Genomic DNA, 23,903 nt, shown 5'->3' on the forward strand with positions numbered 1-23,903 from the left:
CAGTAGTGAAACGCAATCGCGCCGATGATAGTGTGGGGTCTCCCCATGTGAAAGTAGGTCATTGCCAAGCGCCTAATTTCTCTTAATTGAGAGCAGATAGCCCGTTACTTACGTAGCGGGCTTTTTTGTGTTTAATGTGGCTTAATGAATCTGTACACCGATATGGGGTAAACTCCCCTTAAGATAAATTGGTGTAAAAATGATGACAACTCAACCTACTTACTCAACAGAATTCAAAATTGATGCGGCTAACCTTGTGATTAAACAAGGCTATAGCGTTCGAGAAGCTTGTGAAGCAACAGGCGTAGGCCCAACGGCTATTAGGCGGTGGGTTGCACAACTCAAAGAAGAATTTAGTGGTATTACACCATCAACAAAAGCGCTAACGCCCGAACAAAAGAGAATTCAAGAGCTTGAGGCTCAAATAAAGAAGATTGAATGGGAGAAAGATATCCTAAAAAAGGCTACCGCTCTCTTAATGCAAGACAACATCAAACGATAGCGTTAATTGAGTCATTATCAAGAGAGCAAAGCATTGTTAAGCAACTATGTCAGTTGTTTGAAGTGCCACGAAGTAGCTATCACTATCACCTAAAACATCGCGGCATTGTTAATCCAGATTATCAGCGATTATGCCAGCAAGCTGTTGTGATACACAGTGATAGTCGAGGCTCTGCGGGGGCTAGAACCATTGCAGGTCAATTAAATCAGCAAGGCGAAAATATCGGTCGCTATAAAGCGGCTGGTTTGATGAAGCATGCAGGTCTGGTTAGCACTCAGCTCAGAAAACATCGATACAAAATAGCGAAAGATGAGTCAAAAATTGCCCCTAACCTGCTTAAAAGACAGTTTAATGTAAAAGCGAAAAACCAGGTTTGGTGTGGCGATGTCACCTATATTTGGTCTGGAACAAAATGGTTATATTTAGCGGTAGTCATGGATTTATATGCGAGGAAAGTGGTTGGCTGGGCTTGTGCTGATAGTCCGAATACAGATTTGACCTGCGCGGCTTTAAGAATGGCTTTTGAAAGTCGTGGGCGGCCTAAAGGTCTACTATTTCATTCAGACCAAGGTTGTCACTACAGCAGTCTCCAATATCGACAGATGCTTTGGAAATATCAAATAAATCAGAGCATGAGCCGTCGAGGGAATTGCTGGGATAATGCCGTAATGGAGCGTTTTTTTAGAAGCTATAAAACGGAATGGATGCCAAAGAACGGATATCAACATTTTGATGAAGCAAAGCATGATGTGTTGAACTACATATTGAAACATTACAATACAAAGCGCGGGCATAGTTACAATAATTATATGATCCCAACGGCAGCTGAAATGGCGGCATAAGAAAATCCCCCCTAAGCGTGTACAGATTTACTTGACCACATCAGTTTGGAATTATGATATTTAAACTAAGATTTATGGGGAATTGTTGGTGTGCAAAAGATGAATTAACGAAGTTGTTAGTTGTACTTCAAGTCGAGTGTTGACATAAATCTTGTTGATTAGGCTGAAACAACTCAAATGCCTAACTTAATTAGCTATCAACTCCAAAAATTTATCAATTATTGGTTGGTTAGCTTTTGGGAAATCATAATTTTTAAGTTCCGAAGAAGGAATCCATTTAATTTGTTGTCCTTCGATACCTTCTGCATTGCCTTGGAAGTCCTTTACTAGGTGTATGCCTAGCAATACATGCTTATCAGGATAATCATGTGATATTTCCATAAATGAAGTTGTAGCGTGAACATCTAAATTTACTTCTTCTTTAAGCTCTCTAATTAGAGCCTGGGAGACACTTTCTTTATTTTCCACCTTACCACCTGGAAATTCCCACTTTCCACCTTGGTGAAGGTGCTGGTGTCTTTTAGCAATTAATATCTCTTGCTCTGTATTAACTATAATAGCAACTGCAACATGGATTCTTTTCATTTTTTTTATTCAATGTTTGAAAAAATCGCCTTCATCGAAACCTTCACTATCCAGTGTTTCGTGATCAAATTCTGGCTTCACAGGTATGGCATGTTTTTCACTTGCCCAGTCACCCAGATCTATCATTTTGCAACGCTCACTACAAAAAGGTTTAAATTTTTCGTCAGGCGTCCAGTCAACATTTTCTTGGCAGGTTGGGCATTTTACAGATATAGGCATATAAATTACTCACTGTTAGTTACAGGGAGATAGTAAAGATTTTAGTGGCAAGTTGCTAGTTTGAATTTAACTAAATTATCTGTGTGTTTTTGGTTTTCAAAACCGACAAAGTGGATGGCGTATCTATTTTTATGTCCGCTAATTGTTGGATAACAACTTTGGCTGCAATCTATTTTTACTCTTATCAAAGACAAGGTTTGAACGCTGTTTCCTTGATAAAACCCCTGCAGAGCTTCAGAGGAACGAAACTCAGCAGTACTTCTCGTTAGATCTAACAATAGCTTTATCGGTGTCAATATTGGTACAAAATTTTCAACCCAACTGCGAAGATCTGCTTGTCTTTGTGGCCAATCTTTTGATAACCAAAAATGCAATTGTGGTAAATCAAAATTACAGCAGGCTCCAGGCATGCCAAATCTTTGTTTCAGCGCTGCAATAAATCTATCTTTTTTTAAATGACAACCAATTCGCTCATTGGTTTGAAGGGGGGCTTTTGAGGCATTGAGTTGATCGATGATATGTTGAATTTGTTTTTTATCTACGTGAGGTAAAGCGTGCCACTTACTTAAAACAATGAGTTGCTTATCAATGTCTTTGAGAATATCTGTTCGATAATCACATCTGTCTGTTAATTCGGCAAGAGAAAATAATGGATAAAAACAATGGTGTTGATGATCTGATTCCGTGTGCATCGCTAACTGGTCAGCCAAATACTCTAAACGAAGGTAGCTTCTCGTTTTTTCGTTAAGCGGTTGCTCGTAAATCAGTTCGTTATTCATTATTATTATCTATGCTGTTGATACTTGGTCAAGGTAGCTTGAATGTAATAACTGAACAGTTTTCCGTACTTCTTCTAGGGGAAGTGTGTTGTCAATGACTGCATCAGCCTTTGATAATCTTAATTTCCTAGATATTTGACGGTTTATGATTTTTTCAACTTGTGTTGAATTAACCCCATCTCGCTTAGCTGTTCTTGCTACCTGTTCATGTGGTGGAATATCCACCACTAAAGTCGTATTGACTAAACTATCTAACCCATTCTCAAATAGCAAGGGTACAACCATAATAACATAGGGAGAATTAGCATTTTTGACTGCTGCTAACATTTTTTTTCTAATCAAAGGGTGCAGTAAATTATTTAACCATTGCCTTTCTTGCTCATCGTCGAAAACTTTAGACCTTAATTTAGTTCTATCGAGCTTTCCTGATGAATCTAAAATATCCATGCCATAGCGCGAAATAATCTGACTTAAACCTGTTGTACCTTGCTCAACGACTTCTCGGGCAATAATATCGGCATCAACAAGTTCAATACCGAGTTCTGAGAATTGATTCGCTATTGTGGTTTTGCCTGAGCCAATCCCCCCAGTTAAGCCAACTATGAAGTTTGCCATATTAAATCAGCGTTCCTAAATACCAATTAATGATATCTTGACCCCAAATAAGTGCTATCCAACCAGCAATCGCAATATAAGGACCAAACGGAATTGGATTATCTCTACCGAGGTTTTTAGCCAGCATCATTGATATACCCACAATTGCGCCAACTAAAGATGACAGTAGAATAATTAAAGGAAGAAATTGCCAGCCTAGCCACGCACCAAATACAGCGAGTAATTTGAAGTCACCGTATCCCATGCCTTCTTTTCCGGTCACTATTTTAAATAGCCAAAATACAGACCAAAGGCTTAAGTAACCCGCAGTCGCGCCAATAATCGCATCTGCTGGACTTGCATAAATTCCTTTTAGATTAATAATCAGGCCTAGCCATAAAAGAGGTAAGGTTAATTGATCTGGCAATAACATTTCATCTAAATCAATGCCGGTGAGTGCTACTAATACAAAAGTAAGTATTGAAGCAAACAGGAATTGCCACGTTGGCCCGAAATGCCACGCTAATGTGGCAATAAGCAAACCTGTTATTAATTCAAAAACTGGATATCTGGCATTAATTTTAATTTTGCAGTTAGCACATTTACCGCCCAGCGCTAGCCAACCTAAAATTGGTAAGTTATGCCAAGGCTTAATATCTGCTTTACATTTAGGGCAAGCGGAACCAGGAATAACTAGATTATATTTCTTTGGAAAATCATCGATGGGTTTATTTAACCTTTTCTCACCCACTTCTTTGACTATATCTGGGTGATACTCAGTGAGATAATAATTGCACTCACTTTGCCACTCACGTTTCATCATCACAGGAAAGCGATGAATGACTACATTTAAAAAGCTGCCAATAGTAGCTGCAAAAATAAAGCTGATTGAAATAAAGAGCCAAGGGCTTTGGCTCATCGAATTAAAAAAAGTGTTCGTAAATTCTGTCATTATAATTCTTATTTTTCATTTAACTGTCAGATTAGCTAACAACTTTACCCATTTGGAAAATTGGTAAATACATAGCAACAATTAATCCACCAACAACAGTTCCAATAACAACCATCATAATTGGTTCAATTAGGCTTGAAAGACCATCTACTGCGTCATCAACTTGCATTTCATAGATATTAGCAATTTTATTTAGCATATCATCTAATCCACCGGACTCTTCACCAATCATTACCATTTGAGTTAGCATGTCAGGAAAAAGACCAGTTGTTCGCATGGCTACATTCATTTGCATACCAGCCATTACTTCTTGTCGAACTTTAAGTAATGCTTTTTTATATACAGCATTACCAGAAGCGCCAGCAGCTGATTCCAGTCCGTCAATCAATGGTACACCAGCTGCGAATGTAGTAGCTAAAGTTCGAGCAAATCTGGCCATGGCTCCTTTGTGTAAAATAGGGCCTATAGCTGGTATCTTCAGAATGAAAGCATCTACTTTATCTCTAAAAGTTTTTGAGTTTCTATGTGTTCTTACAAATGCAAATATTAACGTAAAAATAATTGCAGCGATGATATACCAATATGATTGAAGTGCTCTTGATATACCTAGAACAAACTGTGTGAAAGCAGGTAGTTCAGCACCAAAGCCTGCAAAAATTTCTTCAAATTGTGGAACTACGAACAGTAGTAATAATGTGGTAACAGCTATAGCTACAATAACTACAGCTGCTGGATAAAACATCGCTTTTTTAATTTTAGATTTCAGAGCTTCAGACTTTTCTTTATATGTTGCAATTCTATCAAACACTGCATCTAAAGAACCTGAGTGTTCCCCTGCAGCGACAAGGTCAACATATAAGTCATCAAAGTAAAGTCTGTTAGGCCTTAAAGCGTCTGATAAAGGTATTCCTGATTGTATATCTGTCAAAATACTCCCAAGTAATTCTCTCATCTTAGCCTTTTCGTGACCGCGCCCTAATAATTCCACTGTGGTTACTAATGGTACGCCCGCTGAAAGCATGGTCGATATCTGCCGAGTAATCATTGCAATGTCCATAGCAGTGATTTTTTTCTCAGATTTGAATAAAGAAGCTGACTTTTTGCGGACACCTTTAGGGGTTACGCCTTGGGCCTTTAGTATACTTCTAATTTCAGAAATTGTAGCGCCTCGAAGCTCACCTGAGGTTCTTTGACCGTCCCTGTTGACACCTTTCCATTCGAAAGTAAAAACCTTAGGTTGATGTTTTATTTCTTTTTTTGTTCTGGGCTTTCTTTTTGCCGATGCTGTTGCCATAAAGCAAATCCTTTTCTATTTATTATGTGCAATGCTTAATTCAAGTAATCACAATTTAATTGAAACTTGTCACTCGATTTACTTCTGCAATACTAGTAATACCTTTAGTGACCTTCAATAAACCAGATAAGCGTAAGTCACGCATACCACTTACCTTAGCTTGACTCGCTATTTGCAAAGAGTTGCCACCTTCCATAATTGTTCTTGATATTTCGTCTGTCATTTTCATTACTTCATAAATACCCACGCGGCCTTTATAACCGCCAGAGCAATGCTCGCAGCCAATGGGCTTATAAACAGTGAAGCCTGTGTTAATAGAATCTTCTGTAAAACCTAAACGCTGTAGCTCTTCTTTTGGTACATCTTCTGGTGATTTACATTCAGGGCATAAACGCCTTGCTAGGCGCTGTGCAATTATCAGGTTTACTGAACTAGCGATGTTATAACCAGGCACCCCCATATTGATTAAGCGGGTTAATGTTTCTGCTGCCGAGTTAGTATGTAAGGTGGATAGTACTAAATGACCAGTTTGTGCAGCTTTAATGGCGATTTCTGCTGTTTCTAAATCTCGAATTTCACCGACCATGACCACATCTGGATCCTGACGTAAGAATGAACGCAGTGCCGAAGCAAATGTTAAACCTGCCTTGAGGTTTATGTGAACTTGGTTAACACCCTCCAAATTAATCTCTACTGGATCTTCTGCAGTGGAAATATTGCGTTCTTCAGTGTTAAGAATATTAAGTCCGGTATACAAAGAAACAGTCTTACCAGATCCTGTTGGGCCGGTAACTAAAATCATTCCTTGGGGTTTAGCGAGCATTTGTTCATAAAGCTCGCGCTGGTCATCTTCATAGCCAAGCTTTTCAATACCAAGTTGTGCAGACGAAGAATCCAATATACGCATAACAATTTTCTCGCCCCAAATGGTGGGCAAGGTACTGACACGAAAGTCAATCGATTTAGTTCGCGACAGTTTCATTTTTATGCGGCCATCTTGGGGCACGCGGCGCTCAGCAATATCAAGCTTTGACATCACTTTTAATCGAGCAGAGATTCGGTTGGATAGATTGACAGGTGGCTCTGAAACCTCATGTAAGATGCCATCAATACGGAAGCGGATGCGATAGCGTTTTTCATAAGGCTCAAAATGTAAGTCTGAAGCGCCTTTGCGAATAGCGTCGGTTAGGATTTTATTTATGTAAATAACAATTGGTGCATCATCACTACTTTCAGCTTCCTGTTCTTCATGTTTTTTATCAGTATCTGTAACTTCAATGCCAGCAAGTGCTTCTTCGTCGATGCCATCAAGACCAAGACCTGAAATATCTTCTTCTAGTATTTTTTCTAATGCATTTGTTAGTTTATCATCTTCAACAATTATAGCTTCAGCATGTAGCCCTAAGCTAAATTGAAAATCTTCTAATGCAGCGATGTTGGTAGGATCGGAAGTCGCAATAAATAGCCTGTTACCGCGTTTGAATAAAGGAAGGCACTTGTGACTAGCAATGAGTTTCTTATTTAGAATATCTTCGGGAATATCATTAAAATTAAATTCAGCTAGATCTAGTAGAGGTGCACCGTATTCTTCATAGCATAATTCGGCAATTTCACGAGGTGAAAGTAACTTTGTTTGAATAATTGTCGTAACCAGAGGATGTTTAGATTTTCGAGATTGACTAATAGCAATTGCAACTTGTTCTTCAGATAACAAGTTTTTTCGTATAAATAATGTTGAAAGACCTAAATTCAGACCTGATGCCGCCATGCTATTTTACTCTGCTAACATAATGATACTTTTGATTATTGCATAAACTGCTATATCTACCAAAGTCAAAAAAGCAGCATAAAGCTGCTTTTTTTTTGCAAATCTTCTAGCTTAATTTAAGCTAAATAATTGCTCTCTAAGGTAAATTTGCACCTTTTTTACATATTGTTAAATCTGCAGCAACGCCACTTGTCATAACAAATGAAACCCCGCCTTCCGCATCATAAGAAGCTGTAAGTACACATTTAGGCTCAGTCCATGCTAAAGAGAAAGTACCATCTTGAGCAGGATCAGCTGCTACTGTTCCAAATTTACTATTTTTAGCTGCTTCTGCTGCAATACCAGTACAACCAATACCTGTAGTAATACAAGTTTGTACCTTAGTTGAAAAAGATGTAATACCTTTCATTGCTGCACCACCTTGTGCAGATGTTACATAATCTTTATAAGCAGGCAATGCGATTGCTGCAAGAATACCGATGATCGCTACTACGATCATTAATTCAATAAGAGTAAAACCCTTAGCGTTTTTGATTTGGTTAATGCTTTTCATTTTTTATCTCTCTATGTGTTGCTTCGGGGTTGTTCTATTCCGTGAAACTCAACATAACTAAAGGCCCTTAGTCATGCTAACTGGTGTCCTATCACCACAATCCTTCTAGCATTAATAAACTAGTGTATTTTTTATTAACTTTTAAAACTGTTAATGCTTTTAAAAGTGCGACTCACCAAATGTTGCTATACAACGATGAAAGTAATTTGGTGGGTCAACCTATTACTTCATTCTTTAAAGTTTACAGTTACAGGATAGAGTAGAGATTAAATAATCGCCACTTTATCTACTAACGGCAACAAACAATATAACTTTACTGAAATATTGTTAAAGGAGTGTTTCAGTCAAGGTGGCTTCAATCATTTACTATCAAAAACCAACAAATGTTACGCCTGTAACGCTTTGAAAAGTAATTTGTAAAAAAGTTTAGCTTGAAATTATACTCGCCTGTAGTGAACGTTATTATAAAGTTATCAAAAAGGGAATACCTTGCAGGCTTAAAGTGTAAAAAAAGCCAGGAAAATGTAATTTAAGCCCTTGTTGGCACTGGTTTCGCAACAAAATGATGACATTTTTTGAGGTGTCGTGGATTAATTGACTGAAGTTTTTGAAAGTCAAAAATATGGCTTGTTCAGAAAATAAAATTAGTAGAAAAATGTACTATATCTTTAGTGCTTAAATATATGGTATGACCACTTGGGATGAGTTGAAAACTTCAGAAAGTTAAGCGAATGCAATATTGAGAGTTTAGATTTGTATTTTGATGCTCAGCAACAAGAGGTTATCAATATAAGCTATTCTTAAGTATGTAACCTTAGATAAACAAACTAATTCAAGTAAGCTAATACAAGCAAGCTTAGATAAGTAACCCTAAGTTAGTTAATCATCTCACTGGATGGGTATTATTTTACTTGCTAATTAGCTTTGAGATGAAGTATTAAAAAAGCACTCTTGAATAGAGTGCTTTTTGTTGGATAATTTATAGTATTAGGCAGACTCCATACCGTTATTAGTACTATGAAGTATTAGAATGAAAGCCTCGATCGTTTAGCTCTAACGTCTAGCTGCCAAAGGCTAATAACTTAGTGCTAGAAACTAGCCTTTTAACCTTAACGACAAATCCAACGCTTTGACATGCTTTGTTAGCGCGCCTACAGAAATATAATCCACACCTGTTTTCGCAAAGTCAGCAATGGTATCGATGGTGACATTACCCGACACTTCAAGCTTTGCTCCTTTCCCTTGCGCTTTGAAGTCGTGGTTAAGTGCTACTGCTTCTATCATCATAGTGACGTCAAAATTATCCAGCATAATAATGTCAGAGCCTGCTTCGAGTGCTTCATTAAGTTCAGCTATAGATTCTACTTCTACTTCTACTGGTTTTTCATTATCTAGCTTTCGAGCCGCTTTAATCGCTAAATCAATGTTGCCGCAGGCCATAATATGGTTTTCTTTGATTAAGAATGCATCAAATAAACCAATGCGGTGATTCTTGCCCCCACCGCAAGTGACTGCATATTTTTGTGCTGTACGCAGGCCTGGGATGGTTTTTCGAGTGTCTAGTAGTCGGGTGTGGGTACCCGCTAACTTGTCAACATAGTGTTTGGTTAAGCTGGCAACACCCGATAAGGTTTGGATGAAGTTCATTGCCGTGCGCTCGCCAGTTAAAATAGCTCGAGCTGGCCCTGATAATTCACATAGCACTTGGTTGGCTACTAATAAGTCACCGTCATCAACATGCCAATGCAGCGCCACATCACCACCGAGTTGATTAAAGACTTGTTCTGCCCATGCTTTTCCGCAAAAAACGCCCTCTTCTCGAGTGATTAATACAGCTTCTGCGTATTTATCAGCTGGAATAAGTTGTGCGGTTATATCGGCAGCTAAAATATCTTTGGGTGTATGGGAAGGGGTATGACCTAAGTCTTCATCAAGCGCTGTTTTTACGGCTTGTCGGATATCGTTTTCAATCATGTGCTTAGTCCTTGCTATTACAGCGACATCAAGCTGGAGTATGTCAAATTCAGCCAGCTGATAATAAAACAGGTATGCAGGCAACTTTACCACAGTTGTTATTTTAAAATATAGCATTGAGCTGTTACATTGAGCTTGTTTAATTAACGACAAAGTTCTTTTATTATCTTCTCTCTACTCGGCATTAAGTGACTTAACTGTAATATGAAAAACATGATTCAAGCTGGGTGGCATCAAGCTGCCCGTATATGTAAGTCGCCACACTTTAATCAACGACCTTTAAATGAAGTGAGTGGCTTGGTGATTCATAACATCAGTTTACCTGCGGGTTGTTATGGTTTACCTCATATCGACGGTTTATTTCAGGGATGTATAGATACCAATGCTGATCCTAGTTTTAGCGAATTAGTGGGACTTGAAGTCTCTGCTCATTTTTTAATTCGCCGTGATGGGGAAGTTGTGCAATATGTAAGCTGTGATGACAGGGCTTGGCATGCAGGGGTTTCTAGCTTTAATGGCCGTGAAAACTATAATGATTTTACCATTGGTATAGAGCTTGAAGGGACTGATACAGAACCGTATACCAATGAGCAATATCAAGTTTTAGTGCAATTAACCTTGGAGTTGTTTAATGAATATCCTATGCTTAATCAAAGTCAAATAGTAGGACATTGCGACATAGCACCTGGACGTAAAACAGACCCAGGGGAGAGCTTTGATTGGCAACGCTATTTGGGAATGCTATCGGGTTAAGTGTGAGTCTCAATTAATGCACATTCTCGATTGCAGTTGATTCATATACCAACATCAACCAGATTTTTTAAGCTTTCACTTCTAAAGCTGTAAACAGGAGTCACATGGCACTATTTTCTTTATTAATTGCGATCATGGTCGAAAGGCTTAAGCTTTTACCTGCCAATTGGCAGTTTGATTCAATGCTAGCCAAGTATCAGCAATTGTTTTGGAAAGATAACAAGTTTGATTCACCGCTTGCTGTTTCTGCAGTGGTGTTAATTCCTGCCATTATTGTTTTTCTTATATTATTTCTCATAGACGGTGTGTTTTATGACTTGGTTACCCTGTTGTTATGGGTTGCAATTGCTATTTTTTGTTTAAGTCATCAATCTCTTCGTAGTAGTTTTAAAAAGTACATGTTGGCGGCCTGCCGTGGAGATGTACAAGCTTGTTACCATTACGCTGAGCACCTAGATTGTACTGAATGTTTAGATGCCATTGATGAAAAAGATTTAGGCCTGCAAATCGGTAAAACGGTTGCTTGGGTTAATTACCGCTATTACGGCGCAGTGGCATTATTTCTGATTTTCTTTGGCCCTGTTGGCGCAGTACTTTATTGTTCAGTTCGTTTTTATGAGCAATATAATCAACAGAATAAACTCGATATGCCATTTATCAGTCAATTACTCTTTTTGCTTGATTGGATCCCGAGTCGGGTGTTCAGTTTTGGTTTTGTGTTGAGTGGGCATTTTGCATCTGGGATTTCAGAATGGCGCAAGCAAGTATTTAACGCTAACAATTCAGCTAAAAATATTGTCACTTATACCGCGCTCGCCGCTGAAACACTTCCTGAGTCAACTTCAGCTCCTGTTTGTGTACAACCAACACTGGCATTACTGGCACTCAGTAAACGTAACTTTATTTTGCTGCTTACCGTACTATCGGTGCTAACGATTTTTGGATTAGTGAGTTAGGTTGACGCGAGATTGCTAATCTTTATAAATACGAATGATTAATATTAATTAATGTATAACTAATATTAAATTGAAATAGAAAAACAGTTTTTATTTTTTAACCATTCAATTGCTGCATTTACTGCTAATGTTTAACAGAAAATGTGGCTGATGTAATCACTTTGAATAGGTTTACTTGATTCGCAGCCCTTCCGTGGTCGCGTTTAGTAAATGGTCAGACCCCTTTGAAGGTTTTTTTCGTTATGCTCTTATTCTATTACGAAGTCGAGCGTTTAAAACCTTCACCTAACATCCATTCAACACTAGCCTAACTAGACATCAAATGTTTGATTTGATAAAGTGCGCTATCTCATATAAATTGGTAAGACCAATTGACAACGGAGCTGAGGGCCAAATGGCTTATAGCAAAATAACCCAGCCTAAAATTTCAGATGTGATCATGGAGCAATTAGAGCGCATGATCCTTGAAGGTAGTTTACAGCCTGGCCAGAAGTTACCGCCTGAGCGTGAACTGGCTTTGCAGTTTGAAGTGTCTCGTCCTTCATTACGCGAAGCGATCCAGAAGCTAGAAGCCAAAGGGCTTTTAATGCGTCGCCAAGGTGGTGGCACCTATGTAAAAGAACAACTATGGCAAAGCCTCGCCGATCCTATTGTTGAGTTGATGCACAATGATTCAGAAAGTCAGTATGACTTACTGGAATTTCGTCATGCAACAGAAGGAATGATGGCTTATTTTGCCGCACTTCGTGGAAATGACGCTGATATGCAAAGCATTAAGCGTTCTATCAACGAAGTGGAAGCTGCAGCTAATGTTGAAGCACAAGCAGATGCGATTGTACGTTTTTATCGTGCTGTTGCCGAAGCTTCACATAATGTGGCGATGTTACACCTAGTACTTAGTTTAACCCCTGTGTTGCACAAGAACGTAGCACAGAACCTAGAGCTTCTAAGCCGCCGCGAAGAAGCATCTACAATGGCGAATGAGCACAGACGAGCATTACTCGCTGCTATCGTTCGTCGCGACCCTGATGCGGCACGTGAAGCCTCGAACGAACATTTAAGTTACATCGAGGAAGTCATGTTGTCTGTGAGGGAAGAAGACAGTCGGTTGCAGCGTAGCTTGCGCCGTTTAAAGAGCGGTGTTTGATACAAATTATAGTGATAATCATTATAAATTGACCGAAACACATTAATTATCAGTATCTAGAGAAGGACAGCGACATGTCTGAAGATATGCTACAAGACTTAGATCCATTAGAAACTCAAGAATGGGTAGATTCACTGCAAGCCGTATTAGAGCAAGAAGGCCCTGAACGTGCGCATTTTCTACTTGAACAATTAATCGATAAAGCTCGCCGCAATGGTACCCATCTACCATATAAAGCGACGACAGCTTATTTGAATACGATTCCTTCAGGCCAAGAGCCGCATATGCCTGGCGATCAGGAAATGGAACGTCGCATTCGTGCAATCGTTCGTTGGAATGCACTTGCAATGGTATTACGTGGTTCTAAAAAAGATTTAGAACTAGGTGGTCACATTTCAAGTTTTGCCTCTAGTGCGACTATTTATGACGTGTGTTTTAACCACTTCTTCCGTGCTCCAAATGAAAAAGACGGCGGCGATTTAGTTTATTACCAAGGTCATATCGCACCGGGTATTTATTCTCGTTCGTTCCTTGAAGGGCGTATTAGCGAAGATCAAATGAACGGTTTCCGTCAAGAAGTTGATGGCAAAGGTTTATCTTCATACCCGCATCCTAAGTTAATGCCTGACTACTGGCAGTTCCCGACGGTATCGATGGGTCTTGGTCCGATTCAAGCAATCTATCAAGCACGTTTCCTTAAGTATCTTACTGACCGTGGCTTAAAAGATTGCTCTGAACAAACTGTTTACTGTTTCTTGGGTGATGGTGAGTGTGATGAGCCTGAAACATTAGGTGCTATCGGTCTTGCTGCCCGTGAAGAATTAGATAACTTAGTCTTTATCGTTAACTGTAACTTACAACGCCTTGATGGTCCTGTTCGTGGTAATGGCAAGATTATTCAAGAGCTAGAAGGCGAATTCCGTGGTGCAGGCTGGGAAGCTGTTAAAGTGATTTGGGGTCGCTACTGGGATCCATTACTTGCACGTGACACTAGCGGTAAATTATTGCAGTTGATGGAAGAAACCGTTGATGGTGAATACCAGAACTGTAAAGCGAAAGGTGGTGCGTACACTCGTGAGCACTTCTTTGGCAAATATCCTGAAACAGCGGAAATGGTTGCTAACATGTCAGATGATGACATTTGGCGTCTAAACCGTGGTGGTCATGATCCAGTTAAGATTTATGCTGCACTACAACATGCTAAAAATACCAAAGGTCGTCCAACAGTAATCCTTGCTAAAACAGTAAAAGGTTATGGTATGGGTGATGCAGGTGAAGGTAAAAACATCGCGCATAACGTGAAGAAAATGGGTGTAGAATCGCTTAAGTACTTCCGCGATCGTTTCAATATCCCAATTAGCGATGATCAGTTAGAAGATATTCCTTACTATCATCCTGGTGCTGACTCAGAAGAAGTTAAGTACCTTAAAGCGCGCCGTGAAACTTTACATGGTGCTATGCCAAAACGTCTTGAGAAATTCTCACAAGATATCGAAGTACCATCATTGAAGATTTTCGATTCAGTACTTAAAGGTTCTAACGGTCGTCAAATCTCAAGCACAATGTCATTTGTACGTATTTTAACTGCATTGTTAAAAGACAAAAAAATCGGCAAACAAATCGTACCGATTATTCCTGATGAAGCACGTACCTTTGGCATGGAAGGTTTATTCCGCCAAGTGGGTATTTATGCTCATGAAGGGCAAAAGTACGAACCACAAGATTCAGATCAAGTTGCTTACTACCGTGAAGATAAAACCGGCCAAGTATTGCAAGAAGGTATTAACGAGTTAGGTGCAATGTCATCTTGGGTTGCTGCGGCAACAAGTTACTCAGTTAACGATACCCCAATGATCCCATTCTACATCTACTACTCAATGTTTGGTTTCCAACGTATTGGCGACATGGCATGGGCAGCAGGTGATATGCGAGCTCGTGGTTTCATGGTGGGTGGTACATCTGGTCGTACTACATTGAATGGTGAAGGTCTTCAGCATCAAGATGGTCACAGCCATGTACTTGCGAATACGATTCCAAACTGTATTTCTTATGACCCGACTTACGGTTACGAAATCGCAGTGATTGTTCAAGATGGTATTCGTCGCATGTATGGTGAGCAGGAAGATGTTTTCTACTACCTAACAACGATGAACGAAAACTACGAACAACTTGCTATGCCAGAAGGCAGCGAAGAAGGCATTGTTAAAGGTATCTACAAGTTAGAAACCCTTCAAGGTAGTGGTAAAGGTTCTGTCCAATTAATGGGTAGCGGTACTATCTTAGAGCAAGTGCGCAAAGCAGCTGTCGCGTTATCAAAAGATTTTGGTATTACTGCAGATGTATTCAGCGTGACTAGCTTTAACGAGTTAACTCGTGATGGCCAAGCAGCTGAGCGTTATAACATGCTCCATCCGACTGAAGCGCCAAAAGTACCTTATATTTCTGAAGTGCTATCAAAAGATGCGCCAGCAATTGTTGCTACAGATTATATGAAGGTTTACGGCGAGCAATTACGTGCTTACATTCCTACAGATTACAAAGTGCTAGGTACTGACGGTTTCGGTCGCAGTGATAGCCGTGACAACTTACGTCACCACTTTGAAGTAGATGCTAAGTTCATCGTTGTTGCTTCATTAAAAGCCCTTGTTGACCGTAACGAAATACCAGTTGATGTGCTCACTAAAGCCATCAAAGAATATGGTATCGACGTTGATAAGATTAATCCACAGTACGCATAGAGAGAAACAAAATGGCTGAATTAAAAGAAGTTTTGGTTCCTGATATCGGTGGTGATGAAGTTCAGGTTATTGAAGTCTGTGTTGCAGTTGGTGATGACATCGCTGCAGAAGATTCAATTCTTACGGTTGAAAGCGATAAAGCGACAATGGATATTCCAGCACCATTTGCTGGTACCGTTGCAGAGCTAAAAGTAGCTGTAGGGGACACGATTTCAGAAGGTAAACTGATTGCAATGCTTAATGCTGCATCAGAATCGGCACCTGCGGAAGCTGCAGCGCCGGCTCCTGTTGCGACTCCAGCATCTGCGCCAGAAGCGACAGCTCCTGTAGCACCTGTGAGTGCAACGCCCGTAACTGGTGGTACAGAAATCATTGAAGTCTCAGTGCCTGATATTGGTGATGCTGATAACGTCGATATTATCGAAGTACTCGTTAGCGTTGGCGAAACCATTGAAGCTGATACTGGCTTAATTACCCTTGAAACAGACAAAGCGACAATGGAAGTGCCTGCGCCTTCTGCTGGTGTTGTCAAAGAGCTTAAAGTCGTTGTTGGCGACAAAGTCTCTCAAGGTTCATTAGTACTGATGTTAGAAGTAGGCGCGACCGCTGCTGCATCATTAGCAACTCCTGCTACAAGTGCACCAGCTCCTGCGGCTCCTGCAACTAGTACTGTTGAAGTGAAAGAAGTGGCAGTGCCAGATATTGGTGATGCTGCTGATGTCGACGTGATTGAAGTATTGGTTGCCGTTGGTGATGTGCTTGAAGTTGATACGGGATTAATTACCCTTGAGACAGATAAAGCAACCATGGAAGTACCAGCGCCATTCGCAGGTAAGCTTGTTAGTTTAACGGTAAATGTAGGCGATAAAGTGTCTCAAGGTAGCATCATTGCTACCGTTGAAACCATATCGACTGCTGCGCCAGTTGCTAGCGCACCCGCTCCAGCAGCTAGTGCACCAGCACCCGTTGCTGCGGCTCCTGCGCCAGTAAAAGCTGCGCCAGTGCCACATCATCCAAGTGCGGGCAGTCAGCCTAAAACAGGTGCAGTACATGCATCACCAGCTGTTCGCCGCTTAGCGCGTGAATTTGGTGCTGACCTGACTTTAGTTAAAGGTACAGGCCGTAAAGGACGTATTCTTAAAGAAGACGTTCAAGCATTCATTAAGTATGAACTTAGTCGTCCTAAAGCGTCTGCTGCTACAGCTGTTGCTGGTGGCGCAGGTGGATTGAATGTGATTGCTGCACCTAAAGTTGATTTTAGTAAGTTTGGTGAAGTGGAAGAAATTCCATTAAGCCGTATCCAGAAGATTTCTGGGCCTAACTTACATCGTAACTGGGTCACTATTCCACATGTGACCCAATTTGATGAAGCTGATATCACTGAGTTAGAAGCATTCCGTAAAGAGCAGAATACACTTGCTGCGAAAAAGAAAGCAGATTACAAGATAACTCCGCTGGTCTTTATGATGAAAGCAGTAGCAAAAGCATTAGCTGAATTCCCAGTGTTTAACTCAAGTTTAAGTGCAGATGGTGAGTCATTAATCCAGAAGAAATACTTCCACATTGGTGTTGCAGTTGATACACCAAATGGCTTGATGGTTCCTGTTGTGCGTGACGTTGATAAGAAAGGCATTGTTGAGCTTTCACGTGAGCTAATGGACATTTCTGTCCGCGCTCGTGATGGCAAGCTTAAGTCTGCAGATATGCAGGGTAGCTGTTTTACTATCTCAAGTTTAGGTGGCATTGGTGGCACTGCGTTTACCCCAATCGTTAACTATCCTGATGTGGCTATCTTAGGTGTGTCTAAGTCGGAAATGAAGCCTAAATGGAATGGCAGTGACTTTGAGCCTAAGCTCATGTTGCCTCTGTCATTGTCATATGACCATCGTGTAATTGATGGTGCAATGGCTGCGCGTTTCAGCGTGACATTATCTAGCATTCTTAGCGATATCCGTACGTTAATTTTGTAAAGAAAAAGGCTGCTCACTGTGAGCAGCCTTTTTTATCTCGTCACAGGATTGTGATCAGTATCAAACAAAGGGTAAAATGCGGCCACCTTACAAGATTTGCCCACATTTTGCAGTTTGGACGGTTTTTCCGCCAACAAGAGAAAAATAGAGGAAAACATGAGTAACGAAATCAAAACTCAGGTAGTAGTACTTGGTTCAGGCCCTGCAGGCTATTCAGCAGCATTCCGAGCTGCAGATTTAGGTTTAGAAACGGTTATTGTTGAACGTTTTAGCACGTTAGGCGGTGTTTGTTTGAATGTGGGTTGTATCCCTTCAAAAGCACTTTTACACGTAGCTAAAGTGATCGAAGAAGCGAAAGAAGTTGCGCATCACGGTGTTGTATTCGGTGAGCCAACTATTGATTTAGAAAAACTTCGCGGCTTTAAAGAAAAAGTAGTTGGTCAGTTAACTGGCGGATTAGGCGGAATGTCTAAAATGCGTAAAGTTGATGTGGTTAATGGCTACGGTAAATTCACTTCGCCAAACACTATTGAAGTACAAGGTGAAGACGGCGTTAAAGTGATCCACTTTGAACACGCGATTATCGCTGCTGGTTCACGCCCAATTGAGCTACCGTTTATTCCACATGAAGACCCACGTATTTGGGACTCGACTGACGCACTAGAGCTTAAAGAAGTGCCTGGTAAGTTGTTAGTTATGGGTGGCGGTATTATTGGCCTAGAAATGGGCACAGTTTACTCATCAATCGGTAGTGAAATTGACGTGGTTGAAATGTTTGACCAAGTTATTCCAGCTGCAGACAAAGATATCGTTCGTATCTTCACTAAGAAGATCAAGAAGAAATTCAACTTGATGCTTGAAACCAAAGTGACAGCGGTTGAAGCAAAAGAAGACGGTATTTACGTCACAATGGAAGGCAAGAAAGCACCAGCTGAACCTATCCGTTACGACGCTGTTTTAGTGGCTATTGGTCGTACACCAAACGGCAAATCTATCGATGCTGAAAAAGCTGGCGTTAATGTTGATGAGCGTGGCTTTATCAATGTTGATAAGCAGTTACGTACTAACGTACCTAACATCTTCGCTATCGGTGATATCGTTGGTCAACCAATGCTTGCTCACAAAGGTGTGCATGAAGGTCATGTTGCCGCTGAAGTTATTTCAGGTCTTAAGCACTTCTTCGACCCTAAAGTTATCCCATCAATTGCTTATACTGACCCAGAAGTAGCGTGGGTAGGCCTAACTGAAAAAGAAGCAAAAGAGCAGGGCGTTTCATACGAAACCGCTAGTTTCCCTTGGGCTGCAAGTGGCCGCGCAATTGCTTCAGATGCAAGTGACGGTATGACTAAGTTAATTTTCGACAAAGAAACTCATCGTGTTATCGGTGGTGCTGTTGTTGGTGTTAATGGTGGTGAATTATTAGGTGAAATTGGCCTAGCAATTGAAATGGGTTGTGATGCTGAAGATTTAGCACTAACGATTCATGCTCATCCAACATTACATGAGTCTGTTGGACTTGCTGCGGAAGTTTACGAAGGTTCAATTACTGATTTGCCAAATCCAAAGGCAAAGAAGAAAAAGTAAGCGGTAACAACTGTAGCATTTTGTAATAAAGCACCTTTCGGGGTGCTTTTTTTTGGTCTAAGTTTACATGTAAGTGATATATTAAAAGAATGTATCAATAGTGATATTTTATCTGTTCAGTTACCGTCAGGCATGAAGCCTATTTTTTCTTGCAAGGAAACGCCCAAACAAAACGATTCGTCATAAGAGTACTCACATAAAAATGATAAAACGCGTGAACCAGTTTTTTACTATCGTGTTTCTGGCTATTGTTTTTTGCACGCAAGCCGCTGCGGTAAACCTTGTACAGCGACTTTTTGATGCCAAAGATGGACTCGTTGATTACACCATTAATGATATTACGTTTGATGATTACGGTTATGTGTGGCTAGCGACTCAGCAAGGTCTTTATAGAGTCAGCAGTTCAACTGTACGTCGAATAGACCAGCCAGGTAGTGCAGATGCGTTAAATTACGAAAATATCAAATCATTAATCAAAGTGGGCAAGACTCATCTGTTACTCAAAAGTGATTTATCACTCACCCTTTATGATATTTCAACAAATCAATTTTATAATCTGCTAATAGACCCTGTTGATAACTTTGATAACGACCCTATTACCAGTCACACCACACTCGCTAATGATAATGTGATGCTATTAACAGAGTCGGGACGTGTGATGACGCTTGATAGCAGCACATTGCAGTTAGATTACGGCCTTGTATTGGATGATACTTTATCCTGGAATAGCATCAATCATTTACAAGATAATCAAATTATATACTCCAGTACCAATAGGATTGAGCTTAGGAATGCCCTGGGCGAGTTACAATCTAGCATTGATTGGAATGTACCAAATACATCGATTCGTGGTTTATTTATCGACAAAAAACAAAATATTTGGGCATATTCAAACAAAGGCCTTTTTAGCGTTGATTTTACTAACAAAAACATTAGCAAAGTCAGTATTGCCCCATTTAATATCTATCAATTAGTTGAAGATAAGCTCGGTCATTTATGGATGTCGACCACTTCAGGTCTCCTTTCTTGGCAGCCTGATAGTCAAGTGATTAAATCTTATAAAGATGAATTAAAACGTGATTCTGACATTGACTATGTTGATGATATTGCTATCGATGAGCATGGTTTAATTTGGATAGGTGGATCGGGAGAAGGATTAGCTTTATTGGCCCTTAAACCTGATTTTCTATTAGATTATTTCAACAAGGCATCTCCATATAAACTGGTCAATGAAATGATTTGGAGCATCTATGCCGAGGGTGACAAGTTGTGGTTAGGTGGAGATGGAGGACTTAATATTGTTGATAAGCAAGCAGTATCGACGAGCTTATTTTTACCTGATGAGTTTGAAAGCAGTGACTCAGTGTACAGCTCTTCTTCGTTAGATGATAAACACCTTGTATTAGCAACAACCAATGGCCTTTTTGTATATGACAAACAGTCTAATCAAGAAATCGACTTTTCAGAGTTTGCACCTGATAGTAATAACTTAAGGGGAAAGGAACTATTTATTTCATACAATGACCCACAGTTTAATGGTCGTACCTGGTGGGGAACACATAACGAAATTCATTATTGGCAACCTGGTTTTTTGGATATAAGGCAGGAGCCATTATTTACAGATGACGAGAGGCATTCAAAAACCAAGGTTTCAAGTATATACCGTGATCTAAGCAATAAGCTTTGGGTCGGCGGTAACAAGTACCTAGGCTATCTTGATGAGCAGAACAAGCTAGTGTCTTTGTCTGATATCATTGTCAGTCAATATCCCAATGTCGGCATCAATAATATTCTTCAAGTCGATGATAACCATTTATGGTTAGGCACTTATCAAGAAGGTGTATTGTTATTCAATTTGCAAACCCATGAAATCACTTCATTTAACGATGTATGGAATGTGGAATGTGATACGATTTATTTTTTCGAGAAAACCGCACGTTATAATCTTATTGGTTGTGAAAACAGCTTAATTCGTCAAGATATAAAAAGTGAAGCAATAGAAGTATTTTCTGTTCACGATGGTTTTACTGCATCAGAATTTAATGAAGCAGCCGCGTTTTATGATCCCAAGGCAGGCCTGTATATCGGCAGCCCTGACGGGGCTATGCTAGTCGATGTAGAGAAGTTAGAACATCGCAGCCGTAGTCAACAAATCTCTCTAGAATCAATTTCAGTTTATTACGAAGCAGAAACCGAACTATATCTGCTCGCTGATTCATTTCAAACTGTTCGCCCAGATGCCAAGTTGATTAGTTTCCAAATGACCACGTTTGATTATATTGATACGGCACCAATTAGTATTAAATATCGTTTACGATTAGATGGTTCGAACAAGAAATCGAATTACATTCTGTTGGAAGGCCAAACTCAAATTAATATTGCTGATTTAAGAGCTGGGGCTTATACCCTGGAATTACTTCATAAACAGCAAGGGGTTTGGTCAAGTGAGCCGTTCCAATTTCAATTTACAGTGGATGAATATTGGTGGGCATCACAATGGTTTAAAATGCTGGTGTTGTTCACTATATTATTTATCGCATTTACATCGGTATGGTTACGTCAAAAGCAAGTTCGAAGAGTCATTGGTATTAATAGCGCGTTAAGAGAAAGCGAAGATAAGCTACGCCAGTCTTTAAGAGGCAGTGATTCGGATTTATGGGAGTGGGATAATAATTCAAACCGTATTCATTTTGAGAATCAATCAGGTATTTTAGGTGAAAGACGGCAGTTTTCTTATTTAATTTCTGACTTACCCATTATCGAAGAAGATAAAGACACAGTGAACCAACAATGGATTGGTTTACTCAAAGGTGAACACAATTCAGTGGATGTTGAGTTTCGCTACTATCGAGGTGAGGAGAAGATCGGTTGGCTGCGTATTCGTGGGCGAGTGGTGTCACGCGATGCTGAATCTGGGCAATTAACTAAAGTTGCTGGGATATATACCGAAATTTCGGAGCAGCGAGAACTGCAAAACGAAATAGATCTGTTCGCCAAAGCGTTTGAGAACACGTCAGAAGGTATGTTGATTCTTGATCATGACAAAAAAATCAAAGTGCTCAATAGTGCGGCAAATACGTTATTAACTAGTAGTCATAATCAGTTAATTGGGGCATTTTTTGAGTCATTGATACCCTCACAAAACGAATCTGAAATTATTGATAATTTACTGAAAAGTAAGCGTTCATGGAATGGTGAGCTGACTTTTATTGGCGAGTCTAAGCAGTATTTCCCTGTGTGGGCCAATATTTCTGTCATGCTAGATAAGCAAGGTAATACCCAGCATTATGTGGTGGTTTTCTCTGATATCACAGTCCGCAAACAAAATGAGTTAAACCTTCGTCATTTAGCCAACAACGATATGCTGACTGGTTTAGCAAACCGTTCTATGTTCAATAGCCGATTGAGTGCTATCACACAGCAAGCTCAGCGAACAAATGAAAAACTAGCATTATTGTTTTTAGATTTAGATCGCTTTAAGCATGTGAATGACTCATACGGACATAGTATGGGTGATGCTTTGCTGGTGGAAGCCGCGAAACGATTGCAGCGCAGTGTGGGTGACAATCATTTTGTGTGTCGTTTTGGCGGTGATGAATTTGTGATTTTATTGAGAGATGCCGATGATGTTGATCAAATAAACTTGATCGCTGAAAAGATCCTTCAAGAAATTGGCGCCCCCTTTAAATTATTTGGTCGAGAGTTCTTTGTTTCGACCAGTATTGGGATCAGCATGTGGCCTGAAGACACACTCGATCCTGAAACCCTGATTAAAAATGCTGATTTGGCCATGTATCACGCTAAAGATGAGGGACGAGGCAATTTCCAATATTATTCAGCAGAGCGAAACGCCGAAGCGCAATATCATTTAAGAATTGAATCAGAATTACGTAAGGCATTGGAAAATAATGATCTAGCGCTTTTCTACCAACCACAAATAGATATTCTTCAAGGAGATAAATTTATTGGGATGGAAGCGCTCATTCGTTGGCAACACCCTGAAGACGGTTTTATTCGCCCAGATGTCTTTATCAAAGTGGCTGAATCATGTGGATTGATCATTGATATTGATCTTTGGGTGCTAAGACAGGCTTGTACAGACGGTGCACGTTGGTATGCATTGTATGACCAACCTTTTCAATTATCGGTCAATGTATCCGCCGTTCAGTTCAGACAAATTGATTTTATTGACAGTTTGAAAGCGATATTAGAAGACACGGGTATGCCACCTCACTGCTTGGCGATAGAAATCACTGAAGGCGTGCTGATGAAAGAGTTACAGGTGGCTGGCTCACATTTAACCAAGCTAAAACAGCTAGGCATTGAAGTCGCAATTGATGATTTTGGTACAGGTTATTCATCTTTGGCTTATTTACGAAATTTTGAAGTGAACACACTTAAGATTGATCGTTCTTTCTTGATCGATATTGCGACAAACGAAGCTGACCAAGCCATTGTAAGCAGTATTATAGAGCTTGCGAGAAATTTAAAGTTACATGTAGTCGCAGAAGGTATTGAGTCATATGAGCAAATGGAGCAAGTGTTTAGCCGTGGCTGTTATATCATTCAAGGCTATTACTTTGCCAAACCTATGCCGCGAGAACAGCTAGATGCCTTTATTGGTATAACAGAAACAAGCTCAACTGGGATAGACGTAATTGATACTGAATAACATTGAAATTCAAACTCGAGA

Annotated in this window: 17 protein-coding genes; 8 read left to right on the top strand and 9 right to left on the bottom strand. The window is 40.0% G+C overall.

The features are described from left to right. Nucleotides 1-199: 199 nt before the first annotated feature. Nucleotides 200-1,344, top strand: a protein-coding gene (locus tag Q4600_RS05450) for an IS3 family transposase (protein WP_303513538.1) whose coding sequence is annotated in 2 segments (ribosomal slippage) — nucleotides 200-455 and nucleotides 455-1,344 — 1,146 coding nt in all. Because the reading frame shifts where the segments join, the coding sequence is not laid out codon by codon here. A gap of 186 nt (nucleotides 1,345-1,530) precedes the next feature. Here Q4600_RS05450 and mutT read toward each other — a convergent pair. The 9 genes from mutT to nadC all read right to left on the bottom strand — a co-directional run bounded on the left by mutT (nucleotide 1,531) and on the right by nadC (nucleotide 10,062). Further along, nucleotides 1,531-1,929 carry an 8-oxo-dGTP diphosphatase MutT gene (mutT, locus tag Q4600_RS05455; protein WP_303513541.1) on the bottom strand — a complete coding sequence of 133 codons (399 nt, stop codon included), beginning with the start codon at nucleotides 1,927-1,929 and terminating at the stop codon, nucleotides 1,531-1,533. Between the two features lie 9 nt (nucleotides 1,930-1,938). Beyond that, nucleotides 1,939-2,148: a DNA gyrase inhibitor YacG gene (yacG, locus tag Q4600_RS05460; RefSeq protein ID WP_102527406.1), complete on the bottom strand. Its 210-nt coding sequence runs from the start codon at nucleotides 2,146-2,148 to the stop codon at nucleotides 1,939-1,941. A gap of 41 nt (nucleotides 2,149-2,189) precedes the next feature. Beyond that, the gene (zapD, locus tag Q4600_RS05465) at nucleotides 2,190-2,927 is read right to left on the bottom strand and encodes a cell division protein ZapD (protein WP_303513545.1); all 738 of its coding nucleotides are present in this window, start codon (nucleotides 2,925-2,927) and stop codon (nucleotides 2,190-2,192) included. A 9-nt stretch (nucleotides 2,928-2,936) separates the two neighbouring features. Then, on the bottom strand, nucleotides 2,937-3,542 hold the full coding sequence (gene coaE / locus Q4600_RS05470) for a dephospho-CoA kinase (protein WP_303513548.1): 606 nt from the start codon (nucleotides 3,540-3,542) through the stop codon (nucleotides 2,937-2,939). 1 nt (nucleotide 3,543) lies between these two features. Next, nucleotides 3,544-4,473 carry an A24 family peptidase gene (locus Q4600_RS05475; RefSeq protein WP_303513552.1) on the bottom strand — a complete coding sequence of 310 codons (930 nt, stop codon included), beginning with the start codon at nucleotides 4,471-4,473 and terminating at the stop codon, nucleotides 3,544-3,546. A gap of 31 nt (nucleotides 4,474-4,504) precedes the next feature. Further along, nucleotides 4,505-5,767, bottom strand: a complete 1,263-nt coding sequence (locus Q4600_RS05480; RefSeq protein WP_303513554.1) for a type II secretion system F family protein — start codon at nucleotides 5,765-5,767, stop codon at nucleotides 4,505-4,507. A 55-nt stretch (nucleotides 5,768-5,822) separates the two neighbouring features. Then, complete coding sequence (pilB, locus tag Q4600_RS05485) at nucleotides 5,823-7,535, bottom strand: type IV-A pilus assembly ATPase PilB (RefSeq protein ID WP_303513556.1); 1,713 nt, start codon at nucleotides 7,533-7,535, stop codon at nucleotides 5,823-5,825. Nucleotides 7,536-7,671: 136 nt separating this feature from the next. Then, nucleotides 7,672-8,088: a prepilin-type N-terminal cleavage/methylation domain-containing protein gene (locus tag Q4600_RS05490; protein ID WP_303513558.1), complete on the bottom strand. Its 417-nt coding sequence runs from the start codon at nucleotides 8,086-8,088 to the stop codon at nucleotides 7,672-7,674. 1,095 nt (nucleotides 8,089-9,183) lie between these two features. Further along, nucleotides 9,184-10,062 (bottom strand): carboxylating nicotinate-nucleotide diphosphorylase, encoded by an 879-nt coding sequence (nadC, locus tag Q4600_RS05495; RefSeq protein ID WP_303513564.1) that lies wholly within the window; start codon nucleotides 10,060-10,062, stop codon nucleotides 9,184-9,186. 204 nt (nucleotides 10,063-10,266) lie between these two features. Here nadC and ampD point away from each other — a divergent pair, with 204 nt between their 5' ends. From ampD to Q4600_RS05530, 7 genes are all read left to right on the top strand, one after another. Further along, complete coding sequence (gene ampD, locus Q4600_RS05500; RefSeq protein WP_303513567.1) at nucleotides 10,267-10,815, top strand: 1,6-anhydro-N-acetylmuramyl-L-alanine amidase AmpD; 549 nt, start codon at nucleotides 10,267-10,269, stop codon at nucleotides 10,813-10,815. A gap of 104 nt (nucleotides 10,816-10,919) precedes the next feature. Then, a complete protein-coding gene (gene ampE, locus Q4600_RS05505; RefSeq protein ID WP_303513570.1) occupies nucleotides 10,920-11,771 on the top strand; it encodes a beta-lactamase regulator AmpE in 852 nt (283 codons plus the stop codon). A gap of 394 nt (nucleotides 11,772-12,165) precedes the next feature. Next, entirely contained in the window at nucleotides 12,166-12,918 is a 753-nt protein-coding gene (gene pdhR / locus Q4600_RS05510) for a pyruvate dehydrogenase complex transcriptional repressor PdhR (RefSeq protein WP_102527414.1), read from the top strand. Between the two features lie 74 nt (nucleotides 12,919-12,992). Next, a complete protein-coding gene (gene aceE / locus Q4600_RS05515) occupies nucleotides 12,993-15,656 on the top strand; it encodes a pyruvate dehydrogenase (acetyl-transferring), homodimeric type (RefSeq protein WP_229369670.1) in 2,664 nt (887 codons plus the stop codon). Between the two features lie 11 nt (nucleotides 15,657-15,667). Beyond that, nucleotides 15,668-17,626 (top strand): dihydrolipoyllysine-residue acetyltransferase, encoded by a 1,959-nt coding sequence (gene aceF, locus Q4600_RS05520; protein ID WP_303513578.1) that lies wholly within the window; start codon nucleotides 15,668-15,670, stop codon nucleotides 17,624-17,626. Between the two features lie 156 nt (nucleotides 17,627-17,782). After that, nucleotides 17,783-19,210 (top strand): dihydrolipoyl dehydrogenase, encoded by a 1,428-nt coding sequence (lpdA, locus tag Q4600_RS05525; protein WP_102527417.1) that lies wholly within the window; start codon nucleotides 17,783-17,785, stop codon nucleotides 19,208-19,210. Nucleotides 19,211-19,424: 214 nt separating this feature from the next. Next, nucleotides 19,425-23,882: an EAL domain-containing protein gene (locus Q4600_RS05530; RefSeq protein WP_303513582.1), complete on the top strand. Its 4,458-nt coding sequence runs from the start codon at nucleotides 19,425-19,427 to the stop codon at nucleotides 23,880-23,882. Nucleotides 23,883-23,903: the final 21 nt, after the last annotated feature.

This window comes from Shewanella sp. 2_MG-2023, from assembly GCF_030548905.1.
Taxonomy (GTDB): Bacteria; Pseudomonadota; Gammaproteobacteria; order Enterobacterales; family Shewanellaceae; genus Shewanella; species Shewanella electrodiphila.

Excerpts from the sequence above, each read along its gene's own strand:
- pdhR (WP_102527414.1), top strand. The coding sequence starts at position 12,166 with ATGGCTTATAGCAAAATAACCCAGCCTAAAATTTCAGATGTGATCATG.
- aceE (WP_229369670.1), top strand. The coding sequence starts at position 12,993 with ATGTCTGAAGATATGCTACAAGACTTAGATCCATTAGAAACTCAAGAA.
- ampD (WP_303513567.1), top strand. The coding sequence starts at position 10,267 with ATGAAAAACATGATTCAAGCTGGGTGGCATCAAGCTGCCCGTATATGT.
- Q4600_RS05480 (WP_303513554.1), bottom strand. The coding sequence starts at position 5,767 with ATGGCAACAGCATCGGCAAAAAGAAAGCCCAGAACAAAAAAAGAAATA.
- Q4600_RS05475 (WP_303513552.1), bottom strand. The coding sequence starts at position 4,473 with ATGACAGAATTTACGAACACTTTTTTTAATTCGATGAGCCAAAGCCCT.
- Q4600_RS05490 (WP_303513558.1), bottom strand. The coding sequence starts at position 8,088 with ATGAAAAGCATTAACCAAATCAAAAACGCTAAGGGTTTTACTCTTATT.
- yacG (WP_102527406.1), bottom strand. The coding sequence starts at position 2,148 with ATGCCTATATCTGTAAAATGCCCAACCTGCCAAGAAAATGTTGACTGG.
- zapD (WP_303513545.1), bottom strand. The coding sequence starts at position 2,927 with ATGAATAACGAACTGATTTACGAGCAACCGCTTAACGAAAAAACGAGA.
- nadC (WP_303513564.1), bottom strand. The coding sequence starts at position 10,062 with ATGATTGAAAACGATATCCGACAAGCCGTAAAAACAGCGCTTGATGAA.
- mutT (WP_303513541.1), bottom strand. The coding sequence starts at position 1,929 with ATGAAAAGAATCCATGTTGCAGTTGCTATTATAGTTAATACAGAGCAA.
- aceF (WP_303513578.1), top strand. The coding sequence starts at position 15,668 with ATGGCTGAATTAAAAGAAGTTTTGGTTCCTGATATCGGTGGTGATGAA.
- lpdA (WP_102527417.1), top strand. The coding sequence starts at position 17,783 with ATGAGTAACGAAATCAAAACTCAGGTAGTAGTACTTGGTTCAGGCCCT.
- ampE (WP_303513570.1), top strand. The coding sequence starts at position 10,920 with ATGGCACTATTTTCTTTATTAATTGCGATCATGGTCGAAAGGCTTAAG.
- coaE (WP_303513548.1), bottom strand. The coding sequence starts at position 3,542 with ATGGCAAACTTCATAGTTGGCTTAACTGGGGGGATTGGCTCAGGCAAA.
- pilB (WP_303513556.1), bottom strand. The coding sequence starts at position 7,535 with ATGGCGGCATCAGGTCTGAATTTAGGTCTTTCAACATTATTTATACGA.